Here is a 13,683-nt window from a genome sequence, read left to right as displayed (position 1 = left end):
GGGCCATCGGAAAGGTCCGATGGCCCGCCTTTTTATCTTATTGGAATACGGCGTTAGGATTATCGAGGCTGTCGGAACCTTCAAGCTCGATCGTTCCGAGATCCAGCGACGCAATGACGCGCTCGATGGTCTTGGTCTGGTCGATCAGCCCGTCGATGGCGGCCTGGACGGTGGCGTTGCCCTCCGCATTGCCTTCGCCGATCATCTGGTCATAGGCCTCGACCGTCTCGGCGCGCTTGGCCATGGCGTTCATCGCGTCGAGGGTTTTGGTGAGCTTCGCCTTCATCTCGGCGTCGAGGGCTGCATCCTTGGCGGCGACCAGTTCCGAGAGCGAAGGGCCGGTCATCTTCGTGCCGTCGGCGCGGGTGTATTCGCCGGTATAGGCGGACGCGATGCCCACGGCGTCGTTGAGGTGCGAGGCATGCGTGTTGTCGGAGAAGCAGTCGTGCTCTTCTTCCGGGTCATGCAGCAGCACGCCGAGCTTCATGCGCTCGCCGGCGAGTTCGCCGTAGGACAGCGACCCCATGCCGGTGAGGATGGCGGAGATGCCGGCCTTCGGATCGGCGGTCACGGTCTTGGTCGCTTCGCCGTCCGGCGCCCAGGCGGTGACCATTTCCTGGAGATCGGAAACCAGCAGCGTGGAGGCGGCCTTGAGATAGGCGGCGCGGCGGTCGCAATGGCCGTTGGTGCAGTTCTTGGTGTCGAAGTCGGTATAGGCGCGGTTGCCGGCGCCGGGGCCCGTGCCGTTGAGGTCCTGGCCCCACAGCAGGAATTCTATGGCATGGTAACCGGTCGCCACATTGGCTTCGATCTCGCCGGCTTCATGCAGCGTCTCGGAGAGGAATTCCGGCGTGATCTTGGTGGCGTCGACATCCTTGCCGTTGATCTTCAGCTTGGGGTTGGCGATCACATTGGCGACGAACAGGGCGTTCTCGTCGCTCTCGGTGCCGTAGGAGGCGTCGACATAGTCGATCAGGCCCTCGTCGAGCGGCCAGGCGTTGACCTTGCCTTCCCAGTCGTCGACCACGGCATTGCCGAAGCGATAGACTTCCGACTGCTGATAGGGCACGCGGGCCTTGATCCAGGCGGCGCGCGCGGCCTTCAGCGCCTCATCGCTCGGGGTGGCGATCAGCGCGTCGACGGCGGCGTCGAGCGCCTTGGCGGTGTTCAGCGAGTCCTCATACTTGGCATGGGCCAGCGCCGCATAGTGATTCAGCACCGCGGCCGCATCGGTCGCGGCAGCTGCGGGGCCGGCCATGAAGCTTGCCGAGGCAATCAATAGCGCGAACGAGGCGCCAAGAATGGATTTGCGGGACATGGTCTCTCCTTCGACGCTTGCGCGCCCTCTCCGTGAAACGAACGACCTTGTCTTGGCGGAAAAAGAAACTGGTGTCAAATAGTCGAGAATCGAAAAGCGCTCCCCGCTTTGCGGTTCGTCAAGTCCGGCCGGGGGATGCGCCTCAGGTCTTGCGGCGCATCCGGCAGAAGAAGAAGCCATCGGTATCGGTCGAGGCGGGGCTGAGGGTCACGCTCAGGCCGTTCTGTGAGCGCGGGCGCGGCGCATCCTTGCCGAACAGGCGGTCCCAGCTGTCGAGCGTCGGCGCGATCTCGAATTCGGGATTGGCGGCGCAAAAGGCTGTCGCCTGCGCGTCGTTTTCCTCCGGCAGCACCGAACAGGTGACGTAGAGCAGTTCACCGCCCGGACGCACATAGGCCGCCGCTTCGCTGAGCGCTTCCTGCTGCTGGGCGACGCGTTCCTGCAGATTGCGCACCGTCAGGCGCCATTTCGTGTCGGGGCGCCGGCGCCAGGTGCCGGTGCCGGTGCAGGGGGCGTCGACCAGGACGCGGTCGACATGGCCTTTCAGGCTGTCGATGCCACGCAGGCTGTCATGCACCTGGACATTGCGGGTGCCGGCGCGCTTCAGCCGCTCGATGATCGGCGCGAGGCGCTTGCGATCGGCGTCATAGGCGTGAACCTGGCCCTTGTTGTTCATCACCGCCGCGATGGCGAGCGTCTTGCCGCCGCCGCCGGCGCAGAAATCGAGAACCTGATCGCCTTCCTTGGCGTCGACCAGATCGGAGACGATCTGCGATCCCTCGTCCTGGACCTCGAACCAGCCCTTCTGGAAGCTGAGTTCGGCCGTGACGTTGGGCAGCCGCGAGGCGCCTTCGCCGGCGGGAATACGGATGCCGAAGCGGGCGATGCGGGCCGCCTGGGCACTGGTCCGGTCGAGCGCCTTCAGCACCTTGTCGCGATGGGCCTTGATGGTGTTGACGCGCAGGTCGAGCGTCGGGCGGCCGGCGAGCGCCTTGGCTTCGTCGAGCCAGTCTTCACCGAAGGCGGCTTCGAAGGAAGGCTGGATCCAGTCCGGGATGTCGCCCTGTACGTTCAGCGGCGCATCGGCGAGGTCGCGGGACGAAAAGGCGGCCAGTTGCTCCGCCGTGAGCGGCTTGGGAGCAAAACTGTCGCCGTCGAATTCAGCCGCCAGCGCTTCGGCATTGAGGCCCCACTGGCGCAGCAACACGGCCCAGCCGAGCGCCGCGGCGCTGTCATCATCCATCAGCCACGCATGCGACAGCTTCATCCTCAGCGCGTCGTAGACGATATTGCCGATTGCGGCTCGGTCGCCGGACCCGGCGAACCGGTGCGCGAGGCCCCAATCCTTCAGCGCGTCGGCAACGGGCCGACGACGTGCTTCGATGTCATCAAGTACTTCGATCGCACCAGCGAGGCGGCCGCCCAGACGCATGTTCCATTCTCCTGAATTCGAAGAGAGCGTGGTAGCGGCGAACCGATGGAAGAGCAAGCGCCTAACCGGTCGGCATCGTGCCCGATCCGGGGTCGTTGATCAGCCGATGATCTCGTAGCAGACCTTGCCGTGGCCGGAGCGGACCATGCCGATGTTCTGGGCGGCAGCCTTGGAGAGGTCGAGTACCCGGCCACGGATGAACGGGCCGCGATCGTTGATGCGGACGACGACGCTCTTGCCATTCTTGGCATTGGTAACCTTCAGCTTGGTGCCGAAGCGTAGAGACTTGTGGGCGGCAGTGAGAAGCGACGGGTTCATGCGTTCACCGGAAGCTGTCTTGGAGTGCAACGCATACCAGGATGCGCCGCCGCAGGAAGAGGCCGCATGGGCCGAGAGCGGCAGGCAAGCAGAGAGCGCGACAATTGTTGCGACGGTGAAGCTAGAGCGTCGGATATTCGTCAATTTGCATTTCCCTAGTCGTTGACACGAGCCGAAATTTGCGCGGCATCGCCAAAACGAGGGGAAAAATGGCAAAAACGTGCCTTTGAAGCATCACGGAATATTTCAGTATGTAACATTCGTGATTTGGTATATCGAATCGCAACGTTTACGATTTGGTAGGAAATAGCAAAAGCAGTTTAATTTCAGAGAAAAAGCGGAATTCCATTCCGGGTGAATCCCGAAATGGTGCGATCACGAAAAAAATCACGCAAAAATAATCCGAACCGCCACATTTCCTGCCTGAAATGTGGAGATTCGGGGGCAGACGGCGGTGGATCAATCGTCTGGAGGTGTCGTTCTGCTGTTAAAACGTCTGCGGGCCGGCTTTGTTCCAGGTGCCGTTCGACCAAAGATCCTGCAGCGATTGTCGGTAGTCGCCGAAGCGAAAGGCGTAGCCGAGCGCCTTGAGCCGCGCATTCGAGACCCGCTTGTTTTCCCCGTAGAAGGACCGCGCCATCGGCGAGAGTTCGGCCGTCTCGAAGGGCTGTTCCGGTGGAGGCTCCATGCCCATCAGGCGCGCCGCCTCGGCGACCACGTCCTGGGGCGGGCAGGGCTCGTTGTCGGTGACATTATATATGCCCGGTTGGCGCATCTCCGCGAGCAGGGCGGTCGCGCCGGCGATGTCCTCGATGCGGATGCGGTTGAACACCTGGTCCTTCTTGACCAGGCGCCGCGCCGTGCCGTTGGCGAGATTGACGAAGGCGTTGCGGCCGGGGCCGTAAATGCCCGACAGGCGCAGGATGGCGAGCGGTAGGCCATTCTGGCCGGCAAGGGCCTGCCAGGCCTTTTCCGCCTCGACGCGTTCGATCGAGCGCTGAGAGACGGGCTTGAGCGCCGTGTCCTCGTCCACCCAGGCGCCGTCATGGTCGCCATAGACGCCGACGGTGGAGAGATAGGCGATCCATTCGAGCTTCGGCATCAGCATCTTGAGTCCGCTGCCGGTGAACAGGCGGATCAGCGGGTCGCCGTCGCGCCCGGGTGCGATCGACTGGACGAGATGGGTGACCGTCGCCAGTTCCGCGGTGAGGGCAGCGGAGAGTTCGCCGCCGTCGAACTGGAAAGGCAGAATGCCACAGTCGCGCAACGCGTCCTGCTTCTCGAGACTGCGCGTCGTGCCGGACACCCGGCATCCGCGGGACGAGAGCAGCCGGCCAATAGCCTTGCCGGAATAGCCGGCGCCGAAAATCATCACATGCATCATTTCACTCCGCCATCGCCCATTCGCATCTTACCTCGGCTTCGGCCTCGGCCGGAAGATGCACCTTGCGCAGCTGCGCGAATTCCGCCTCCGGCAGCAGCCGCGACAGGGCCCAGATCGCCATGCCACGAACCTCCGGTGCCGCGTCGCTGATGAGCGTCCGGCAGACGGGGATCAGGTCGGCGAGGCCGGAATTGCCCGCGGCGATCAGGCAATTGCGCACGAAACGGTTGCGACCGATGCGCTTCACCGGCGAGCCGCTGAAGACACTGCGGAATGTCGGGTCGTCGAGCGAAAGCAGGAAGGACAGGTCCGGCTCGATCAGGTCAGCGCGCGCCTGAAGCTTCATCTCGCGCGCCGCGCTCGCAAACTTGTTCCACGGGCAGGCCGACAGGCAGTCGTCGCAGCCGTAGACGCGGTTGCCGAAGGCGGCGCGCAGGTCCGGATCGATGCTGCCCTTGTGCTCGATGGTCAGATAGGAAATGCAGCGCCGCGCATCGATCTTGTAGGGTGCAGGAAAGGCATCGGTCGGGCAGGCGTCGAGACAGGCCCGGCACGAGCCGCAATGGTCGATCTCGGGCGCGTCGACCTCCAGATCGGCGGTGGTGAACAGGCTGCCGAGAAACAGCCAGGAACCGTAGTCGCGGCTGACCAGATTGGTATGCTTGCCCTGCCAGCCGAGGCCGGCGGACGCGGCAAGCGGCTTTTCCATCACCGGCGCGGTATCGACGAAGACCTTGACGTCGGCACCGGCGCGCGCGGCAAAGCGCGTGGCGATCTCCTTCAGCCGGCCCTTCATCACGTCATGATAGTCGCGATTGCGGGCATAGACCGAGATCGCACCTTTGTCCGGTTTGCCCTGAAGGTAGCGCGGGTCGAGATCGGGGCCGTAGTTCATGCCGAACATGACGATGGAGCGCACGTCCTCCCACAGCACGCGCGGATCAGCGCGGCGTTCGCGAGTCTCCGGCATCCACTCCATGGTGCCGTGATAACCGGCCTCGATATAGGCGGAGAGCCGCGACGGCGCTTCGGGAATGGCGTCGGGCCTGGTGATGCGGCAGAGCTCGAACCCCTGGGCCTCGGCCTCCTTCTTGATGAAGGCCGTCAGCGACGCGCGCTTCTTGTCGGACGATGGGTCGGCCTGCTCCGGCGGCATGGCCCTGTCCCGTCAGAAATCCAGGTCCGCGTAGTGCGAAACCGGGGTTAGGCCGCGCAGGCGCTCGGCCAGCAGCGGGCGGAAGGAGGGGCGAGACTTCAGCCGCTGGTACCACTCCTTGGCGACGGGATATTCCGACCAGTCGATCTCGCCGAGATAGTCGAGCACGGAAAGCGAGGCAGCAGCCGCCAGATCGGCATAGCTCAGCCGGTCACCGGCCAGCCACGGACGCGAGCCGGAGAGCCAGCTCAGATATTTCATGTGCTGGCGGATATTGCCGCGTGCCGTGCGCAAGACCTTGGAATCGGGCGCGCCGCCGCCGAGCCCGTTCGGGATCAGCAGCTTGTGCACGCGTTCGCGCACCAGCGGCTTGGTGACGTCCTGTTCCATCTTCTGCAGGAACCATTCGGTCAGGCGGCGGATCTCGGCGCGCTGGAACGGGTCTTCGGCCAGCAGCCTGCGGTCACGTTTCAGCACGCCGTGGGTCTCGTCGAGAAATTCGGAAATGACCAGGGGCCCGCACAGAACCCGCATATTGTCGTCGACATAGACGGGCAATGTTCCGGCCGGGTTGAGCGACAGGAATTCCCGGCGCTTTTCCCATGTCTGCTCTTCGACGAGATCGACCTGGAAGCCGTATTCGGAGAGCACCAGCCGGATGAACCGGGACGCGGTGGACATGGGGTGATGATACAATGTTGGCATTGTCACTCGAATTCTTCAGGCGTTTGAACACCGGCATGGGCGCGCGACTTGCGGCTGGTCATGACCACGGCTTCCAAGCTATAGGAGCTTGATTGACGCAATACAAGCAAATCGCATTTCCTCCCGCCCCGCTTCTCAAGGACGTTCCATGGAAGATCAATCCATTCTGAGTGCGCTGTTTCTCGGCCTGATCGAGGGCCTGACCGAGTTCATCCCGGTCTCGTCGACCGCGCATGTGCTGCTGGCCGGTCATTTTCTCGGCTTCAAGTCGCCGGAAAACACCTTCGCCGTGCTGATCCAGCTCGGCGCCATCCTGGCGATCCTCAGCGTCTACTTCCGCAAGCTCTTCCTGCTGGCGATCGGCCTGCCGACCGATCCGGGCAGCCGGCGATTCGTTGCGGCGATCCTTCTCGCCTTCCTGCCGGCGGCGGTGATCGGGGCGCTCGCCCATGACTTTATCAAGTCGGTGCTGTTCGAGACCCCGACGGTGATCTGCGTCATGCTGATCCTCGGCGGCCTCGTGCTCCTGTGGATCGACCGACTGAAGCTCACGCCCAGGTTCACCGAAGTCACCGAATATCCGCTGTCGCTCGCCTTCAAGATCGGGCTTTGCCAGTGCGTCGCGATGATCCCGGGCGTTTCGCGCTCGGGTGCAACCATCGTCGGTGCGCTGCTGCTCGGCGCCGACAAGCGCTCGGCAGCGGAATTCTCCTTCTTCCTCGCCATGCCCACAATGGTCGGCGCCTTCGCCCTCGATCTCTACAAGAACCGCGATGCGCTCAGTTTCGATGACGGCGCGATCATCGCCATCGGCTTCATTGCTGCTTTCCTGTCGGCGCTGCTGGTCGTGCGCAGCCTGCTCGACTTCGTGTCGAAGCGTGGCTACGCGCTCTTCGCCTGGTGGCGGATCGTGATCGGCACGCTGGGCCTGATCGGGCTGCTGCTGGGGCTGGGGGGAGTGGCCTGAAGCGGCGAAAGAACGAAGAAAAGGCCGGCGATGAACCGGCCTTTTTTGCAGGTCAGAACCGCAGTTTCACTGCGTGACCGAGATCGAACCGGTGCTGCAGGGGTCTACGCCATAGGCGGGTGCGCAATTGCCTTTGCGCGCAGCGACGGTGGACGGTGCCAGGAACGAACCGGCGATGATGACCAGTGCCGCACACGCAAAAAACAGTGCGATAGACTTACCCATGAAGTGGCCCCTCAAGATGATTCTGTGGTCGTCGCCGGCGGTGTCCGCGGCGCCCGAACTGGTGGTTGTTTACGCATTGCCCTCAGGGGCATCAATAGAAGATCTTGCTAAATTCGCGGTTAACGCAAGGATTTCGCCTCTGCGTCATTTGTGCAACGCAGAGACGGTCTTTCCGGTTCCCTGACGGGTCAGGCAGCCTTGCCCGAGCCGGTGAACTGGCCGTGCGGCCGGTATTGGACGAGATAGGTCGGCAGGATCGATTCGACCGAAGCGGGTGAGATGCCCATGCCCTCGAGCGTGCGGCCCTCTGCCTTGGCGGCGTCGGATACGACATTGTCGGACTTCAACAGCTTGACCTGGTCGCTGGTCAGCGCCGGCTTGACGAAGGGGATCATCGACGACAGGCTGCCGATCAGCGAAGCTATGCCGAAAGGCAGCGTCAGGAAGGCGCGCTTGCGGCCGACCACGGCGAGCATGGTCTCGAGACATTCGCGGAACGTCATGACGTCGCGGCCGCCGAGTTCATAGACCTTGCCGGGGGTGAGCTTGCCGTCGACGGAGCGTGCGACAGCCTCGGCCACGTCCTCGACATGTACCGGCTGGAATTTCGTCTTGCCGCCGCCGACGAGCGGCAGAACCGGCATGATCTTCGCCATGGCGGCGAACTTGTTGAAGAAGCCGTCTTCCGGCCCGAAGATGATCGACGGGCGCAGGATGACGGCGTCCGGCTTGATCGAAAGCACGGCGGCCTCGGCGCGGCCCTTGGAGGCGGCATAGTCGGAGCCGGACTTGGCATCGGCGCCGATGGCCGAAACTTGGGTCAGTCGGGCGCCGGCCGAACGGGCAGCCTCGGCTACCGCGCGCGCGCCGAAGTCCTGCACGGCGTCGAAGCTGTTGCGGCCGCTCTCGAACAGGATGCCGACGCAGTTGATGACATGGTCGGCGCCCTGGACTGCCTTGTCGACTGAGGCGCGATAGCGAAGATTGGCCTGGACGAAGGAAATCTGTCCGACATTGCCGAGCGGCTGCAGGAAGAAGGCGAGGTCGGGACGGCGCACGGCGACGCGGATGCGGTAACCACGCTTGGCAAGGGCCCTGACGACGTGACGCCCGACGAAGCCCGATCCTCCGAACACGGTGACGAGCGGCGGAAGGTTGGACAAGGTCATGGGCTGGCTCCTTGGAATAGGCATGCGCTGAGATGCGCTGAAGTTCTCGCTGTCTTTAGCCGAATCGAAAGGCGAGCGGAAGGGCCGTCTGCATGCGCGGCCCCGCGAAAAAGGTATCACTCAAGCGCCTTCGACGACCACCATTTCCGCATCGGCCACTTCCTGGCGGATCTTCGCGGCAATCTGGTATTCGGGCGAGTTGTAGCAGTCGACGGCTGCCTGGTGCGAGGGGAACTCGATGACCACGTTGCGGGCCCGGGCCTTGCCTTCGAGCTCGGTGAACGCACCGCCGCGGGCGAGGAACTTTGCGCCGAACTTCTCGAAGGCCGGCTTTGCCGCCGCGACGTAGTCCTTGTAACGTTCCGCGTCGTGAATATCGACCCGTGCGATCCAGTAGCCCTTGGCCATGTTTTTGTCCCATCCTTGACTGGTTATGCCGGTCAATTTCAGTAAATTCGCGCTACGGTCAAGCGTCCCGCGCGTCGAAGCAGCGCCGACCGTGGCCCGCTCAACAAGGAAATCAGTATGCGCAGACAAGATCCGAGACGAGCGATGATCCTTGCCGGCGGCATGTGGCTGGCCGGGGCCGTGCTGGCGACCGGCTTTGTCCTTTGCGCTCCGGCGCAGGCTGAGGCCAAGGCTTGCCCCGCGCTGCTCTATGCCGAGTTACACAAACCCGCCGACCCGAAGGCGCGCCCGCTCGAGATTGCCTGCGACGTGACGCTCGGTCCGAAGGATGTGATTGCCCGGCCCATCGCCTTTTCCGGCGCCAGGGCCTCCCGCGTCACCCTCGACTGCAAGGGCGGAACGCTCGGCACGGCTGATGCGGTGATCGGCGCCAGCCGCCCGACCGTCGTGATCCGCTCGCTCAAGGGTGGCGACGGTCAGTGGAGCGTGCCGGAAGGCGTGACTGTCAGGAACTGCAGGATCGTCGGCAATCTGCGGCTCATGGGGCTCGGCCCCAACGGGCAGGGCGAATTGGTCAAGCTTTCCTCGCGCCGCCGCGATCACACGGCAAGGGCGCAGGCGGCTGCACCAAGAGATATCCTGCTCGACAATCTCGACTTCGTCGCCCGCGGCACCGTGCCGCTCTATCTCGGCCCGGGCGTAACCAAGGTCACGGTCAACGGATCACGCTTCCGGGGCGAAGCGAAGGGCACGGCTGTCTATCTCGATGCCGAGAGCGCCGAGAACCGTTTCACCGGAAACCTCTTTGCCATGAAGACGACACGGCGCGAGCAGATCGCCGTCGACGGCTCGGCCCGCAACGTGATCTCCGGCAATGTCTTCGAAAACCCGGTGAACGGCGGAATCTTCCTCTACCGCAATGCCGGCGAGGGCGGCACGATCCGCCACCAGGCGCCGCAGTACAATGTCATCGAGGGCAATACCTTCCGATACGAGCCCGCGGGCCGTCCGCGGCCGGCCATCTGGCTCAACCAGCGCAATGGCAAGACCTCCCACCGCTTCAGGGATCCGGCCTTCCCCTTCGGCAGCAGCCTTGATCCGCGGGATTTCGCGCAATTCAATATCGTGCGCGGCAACCGCTTCATCGGCGGGGGCAGGGGCCTCATCCGCAACACCGACCCGACCAACGAGATCGTCGGCAACGATTGAACGCGTCTGCCCGGAGGAGGGAAAGGCCTGCCGTCAGAGGGCGGTGGCCATCTCGGCGAGGATTGCGCGCGCGGCGGCCTTGGGGTCTTCGGCCTTGACGATCGGCCGGGCGACGACGAGGTGGCTGGAGCCGGCCTTCAGCGCGTCGGCGGGCGTCATCACCCGCTTCTGGTCGCCCTTGTCGGCGCCGGCCGGGCGGATGCCGGGGGTGACCAGCGCCATGTCGGGTCCGATCACCTTGCGCACGGCGCTTGCCTCTTCGGCCGAGCAGACGATACCGCCCATGCCGGCGATGCGGGCCTGTTCGGCGCGCTTCAGCACGAGTGTGTGCGGATCGTATTCATAGCCGGCATCGACCAGGTCCTGCTCGTCCATCGAGGTGAGCACGGTGACGCCGAGCAGGCACAGCCCCGAGCCTTCCGCCGCCTTGACCGCGGCGCGCATGGCCTTCGGATAGGCGTGCAGGGTCAGCATCGACATACCCATCTTGGCGATATTCTCGACGCCCGAAGCGACCGTGTTGTCGATGTCGAGCAGTTTCATGTCGAGGAAGATCTTCTTGCCGCTCTGGGCCAGTTCGCGGGCGAACTCCAGGCCGCCGGCGAAGGCCAGCTGGTAGCCGATCTTATAGAAGAGGATGTCGTCGCCGAGCGTTTCGACGATGGCTTCGGCTTCCCGGACGGTCGGCACATCCAGGCCGACGATGAGGCGTTCGCGTGGCGTCATGGGTCGATCCCCTTCCAGTCTTCGATCGGCGTCCAGTCGCATGCGATGCGCCGATCCGCAAGAGAGAAGGCGTAAAGATTGCCGCCGCCGGGCAGCTGGTCTTCGGCGCGGCTGATCGTGATGCCGAGCAGGTGGCACCTGAGCAGCGTGCCGACTCCCCCATGGCCGACAAAGGCGATCGGAGCAGCCGGATCGTGATCGTCAAGGATGGCCGTAACCGCGCCGACGATGCGGGCCTGGGCGTCCGTCGCCCTCTCCCAGCCGCGAAAGCTCTCCAGCGGATGGGCAAAAAACCAGTCGGCGGCCTTCTCGAATTCGTCCGGCTTCAGGAAACCGGTCGCCGAGCGATCGTTTTCGTGCATCACCTCGACCGTCTCGAAACCGATGCCGGCTGCCGTGGCCAGAATCTGCGCGGTCTCGATCGCCTTGACCTCGACGCTGGAGACGATGCGTGCGAGTTGCTTCGCCCAGGGGCGTGAAGCGGCCTGTTCTGCGCGGGCGGTGCCGATCTCCGATAGTCCCCATTGCGGAACGGGGACGGCCGGATCGATCCGGACCTGGGGGTGGGTGATATAGAGGCCGAACATCCGGGCGTGCCGCCTGTCGTCAGCCGCGACGATAGATCCACAGCTGCGCCGGGGGAATGTTGCGCATCACGAAGTCGAAATGCTGGATGTGATAGCTTTCCGGCTTGGCGATGATCGGCGAAACCGCGCCATAGGAAATCTGCACGACGGGCCGTCCCGGCGGCAGGCGGTCGAGCAGCGCTTCCAGCATGCGGATGCGCGCGGCCATCGGGAAGTTGAGCAGCGGAACGGCGGAGATGACCGAGTCGAACATCTGGTCGGCGCGCGGGCCGAACGTCTTCTGCAGATCGAAGGCGTCGCCGTGGATGAAATTCACACCGGGAAAGGTCTGCACCAGATGGTCGTAAAAGTCCTCGGAATACTCGATCGAAAACAGGTTTTCCGGCTTCACGCCACGCGCCAGGATCGCCTTGGTGATCACGCCCGTTCCGGGGCCGAGTTCCAGCACCGGCAGGCTGGCATGCGGATTGACGACGCTCGCCATGCGCCGCGCGGTGATCGAGGAAGTCGGAGCGATGGCGCCTACGGTCTTTGGCCCTTGCATCATGCCCTTGAAGAAGCGGATCTCCTCGTCGAACTTCTTCTCGAACTTCTGCTTCAAGCGTCGTACCATGGCCCAATCCCCACTCAAGACCTAAAGCGCGTACATCCGCGCCCCGCAAATGTCGCCCGGGTTTGTCGCAAAAACAAGGCAAAATGCCGCAACCGGCAAAATTGCCTGTGCGAATCGTGACTTAAACCCGCATCGGCATCAGAACATAAAGCGCGTCGTCGCCCGCCGTGTCGCGGATCAGCGTCGGCGAACCCGCATCGGCGAGCAGGAAGATCGCGTCTTCGCCGGACAGTTGCGCGGTGATGTCGAGCAGGTATTTGGCGTTGAAGCCGATTTCCATCGCATCATTGTCGTAGCCGACGGCCACTTCTTCCGTCGCGCTGCCGGAATCCGGGTTGTTGACGGTCAGCATCAGGTGGCCGTCCGACAGCGCCAGCTTCACGGCGCGGCCGCGCTCGGAGGAGATCGTCGACACGCGGTCGACGGCCTGGGCGAAGGTCTGGCAATCGACCCGCATCTCCTTGTCGTTGGCCGCCGGAATGACACGCTGGTAGTCGGGGAAGGTGCCGTCGATCAGCTTGGAGGTCATGACGATCTCGCCGATGGCGAGGCGGATCTTGGCGTCGGACACCTCGACGGTGACGATCATCTCCGGATTGTCGACCAGCTTCTGCAGTTCGCCGACCGTCTTGCGCGGAATGATGATGCCGGGCATGCCCTCCGAGCCGGATGGTGCCTCGACGTCGGCACGGGCGAGACGGTGCCCGTCGGTCGCCACCGCGCGCAGCTTGAGGGCCCCGCCGCTCTCAATCGTGTGCAGGTAGATGCCGTTCAGGTAGTAGCGGGTCTCTTCGGTCGAGATCGCGAACTGGGTGCGATCGATCAGCATCTTCAGATCGCTCGCCTTCAGCTTGAAGGAATGCGAGAAATTGCCGGCCGTCAGGTCGGGGAAGTCGGTTTCCGACAGGCATTGCAGCGAGAATTTCGAGCGGCCGGAGGCAACCGTCATCGCCGCGCCGTCCGGCGTGGTGGCGAGCAGCACTTCGGCGCCGTCCGGCAGCTTGCGGACGATTTCATAGAGCAGGTGCGCGGGAACGGTGGTCGCGCCGGCCTGCTCGACCATCGCGGGCGTCGCTTCGGTGATCTCGAGATCGAGGTCGGTCGCCTTCATCGCCAGGCTCGCACCCTCGGCGCGCAGCAAGACGTTCGACAGGATCGGGATCGTGTTGCGCCGCTCGACCACGCGATGCACGTGGTTCAGCGATTTCAGAAGGTTCGACCGTTCAAGAGTAATACGCATGGACACTACCGCTTTCGACCTGTCGCGGTCCGGACTCGGGGACCGCACTGTTCCTCCCGGCCTAAGAAGAGGGCCGGACAATGTGGACGGGCAAAATGGCAGGAATTGAACGAGAAAAGCAAGAGGTAGCTGCGCGGCGTTCGCACCAAATTGGCGCAATGGCTAACGCCGGTGCGGCTGGTGCGGCCCTTGCCCAATCGCAGGGGCTGGACGATAAGGAGGGATC

Annotated in this window: 15 protein-coding genes; 2 read left to right on the top strand and 13 right to left on the bottom strand. The window is 63.8% G+C overall.

From position 1 onward, the window contains the following. Nucleotides 1–37: 37 nt before the first annotated feature. The 6 genes from AC07Y0_RS17705 to AC07Y0_RS17680 all read right to left on the bottom strand — a co-directional run bounded on the left by AC07Y0_RS17705 (nucleotide 38) and on the right by AC07Y0_RS17680 (nucleotide 6,313). Nucleotides 38–1,318 (bottom strand): imelysin family protein, encoded by a 1,281-nt coding sequence (locus tag AC07Y0_RS17705; RefSeq protein ID WP_498679027.1) that lies wholly within the window; start codon nucleotides 1,316–1,318, stop codon nucleotides 38–40. 142 nt (nucleotides 1,319–1,460) lie between these two features. Beyond that, a complete protein-coding gene (locus AC07Y0_RS17700; protein ID WP_498679026.1) occupies nucleotides 1,461–2,750 on the bottom strand; it encodes an RsmB/NOP family class I SAM-dependent RNA methyltransferase in 1,290 nt (429 codons plus the stop codon). A gap of 99 nt (nucleotides 2,751–2,849) precedes the next feature. Beyond that, a complete protein-coding gene (locus AC07Y0_RS17695) occupies nucleotides 2,850–3,212 on the bottom strand; it encodes a septal ring lytic transglycosylase RlpA family protein (protein WP_498679025.1) in 363 nt (120 codons plus the stop codon). A gap of 343 nt (nucleotides 3,213–3,555) precedes the next feature. Continuing rightward, the gene (locus tag AC07Y0_RS17690; protein ID WP_498679024.1) at nucleotides 3,556–4,449 is read right to left on the bottom strand and encodes an SDR family oxidoreductase; all 894 of its coding nucleotides are present in this window, start codon (nucleotides 4,447–4,449) and stop codon (nucleotides 3,556–3,558) included. A 4-nt stretch (nucleotides 4,450–4,453) separates the two neighbouring features. Then, entirely contained in the window at nucleotides 4,454–5,608 is a 1,155-nt protein-coding gene (gene queG / locus AC07Y0_RS17685) for a tRNA epoxyqueuosine(34) reductase QueG (RefSeq protein WP_498679023.1), read from the bottom strand. A 12-nt stretch (nucleotides 5,609–5,620) separates the two neighbouring features. After that, nucleotides 5,621–6,313, bottom strand: coding sequence for a glutathione S-transferase family protein (locus AC07Y0_RS17680; RefSeq protein ID WP_498679022.1), 693 nt, complete (start codon nucleotides 6,311–6,313; stop codon nucleotides 5,621–5,623). Between the two features lie 148 nt (nucleotides 6,314–6,461). Here AC07Y0_RS17680 and AC07Y0_RS17675 point away from each other — a divergent pair, with 148 nt between their 5' ends. Continuing rightward, a complete protein-coding gene (locus AC07Y0_RS17675) occupies nucleotides 6,462–7,280 on the top strand; it encodes an undecaprenyl-diphosphate phosphatase (protein WP_498679021.1) in 819 nt (272 codons plus the stop codon). Nucleotides 7,281–7,346: 66 nt separating this feature from the next. Here AC07Y0_RS17675 and AC07Y0_RS17670 read toward each other — a convergent pair whose 3' ends face one another. The 3 genes from AC07Y0_RS17670 to AC07Y0_RS17660 all read right to left on the bottom strand — a co-directional run bounded on the left by AC07Y0_RS17670 (nucleotide 7,347) and on the right by AC07Y0_RS17660 (nucleotide 9,082). Beyond that, nucleotides 7,347–7,505 (bottom strand): hypothetical protein, encoded by a 159-nt coding sequence (locus tag AC07Y0_RS17670; protein WP_028738715.1) that lies wholly within the window; start codon nucleotides 7,503–7,505, stop codon nucleotides 7,347–7,349. A 188-nt stretch (nucleotides 7,506–7,693) separates the two neighbouring features. After that, nucleotides 7,694–8,674 (bottom strand): complex I NDUFA9 subunit family protein, encoded by a 981-nt coding sequence (locus tag AC07Y0_RS17665; RefSeq protein WP_498679020.1) that lies wholly within the window; start codon nucleotides 8,672–8,674, stop codon nucleotides 7,694–7,696. Nucleotides 8,675–8,794: 120 nt separating this feature from the next. Then, entirely contained in the window at nucleotides 8,795–9,082 is a 288-nt protein-coding gene (locus AC07Y0_RS17660) for a DUF1330 domain-containing protein (protein ID WP_498679019.1), read from the bottom strand. A gap of 117 nt (nucleotides 9,083–9,199) precedes the next feature. Between AC07Y0_RS17660 and AC07Y0_RS17655 the strand changes: the two genes are divergently transcribed. Continuing rightward, nucleotides 9,200–10,291 (top strand): right-handed parallel beta-helix repeat-containing protein, encoded by a 1,092-nt coding sequence (locus AC07Y0_RS17655; protein ID WP_498679018.1) that lies wholly within the window; start codon nucleotides 9,200–9,202, stop codon nucleotides 10,289–10,291. A 33-nt stretch (nucleotides 10,292–10,324) separates the two neighbouring features. On the opposite strand, the gene pyrF is transcribed toward AC07Y0_RS17655, so the two are convergent. From pyrF to dnaN, 4 genes are all read right to left on the bottom strand, one after another. Continuing rightward, the gene (pyrF, locus tag AC07Y0_RS17650; protein ID WP_498679017.1) at nucleotides 10,325–11,017 is read right to left on the bottom strand and encodes an orotidine-5'-phosphate decarboxylase; all 693 of its coding nucleotides are present in this window, start codon (nucleotides 11,015–11,017) and stop codon (nucleotides 10,325–10,327) included. Further along, complete coding sequence (locus AC07Y0_RS17645; RefSeq protein WP_498679016.1) at nucleotides 11,014–11,604, bottom strand: histidine phosphatase family protein; 591 nt, start codon at nucleotides 11,602–11,604, stop codon at nucleotides 11,014–11,016. The genes pyrF and AC07Y0_RS17645 overlap by 4 nt, the downstream gene beginning before the upstream one ends. Nucleotides 11,605–11,623: 19 nt before the next feature. After that, nucleotides 11,624–12,217, bottom strand: coding sequence for a phospholipid N-methyltransferase PmtA (gene pmtA, locus AC07Y0_RS17640; RefSeq protein ID WP_498679015.1), 594 nt, complete (start codon nucleotides 12,215–12,217; stop codon nucleotides 11,624–11,626). 121 nt (nucleotides 12,218–12,338) lie between these two features. Next, nucleotides 12,339–13,457: a DNA polymerase III subunit beta gene (dnaN, locus tag AC07Y0_RS17635; RefSeq protein ID WP_498679014.1), complete on the bottom strand. Its 1,119-nt coding sequence runs from the start codon at nucleotides 13,455–13,457 to the stop codon at nucleotides 12,339–12,341. Nucleotides 13,458–13,683: the final 226 nt, after the last annotated feature.

Source organism: Allorhizobium sp. GW101-3B10 (assembly GCF_059424725.1).
This window is presented reverse-complemented; position numbering and strand designations above follow the sequence as displayed.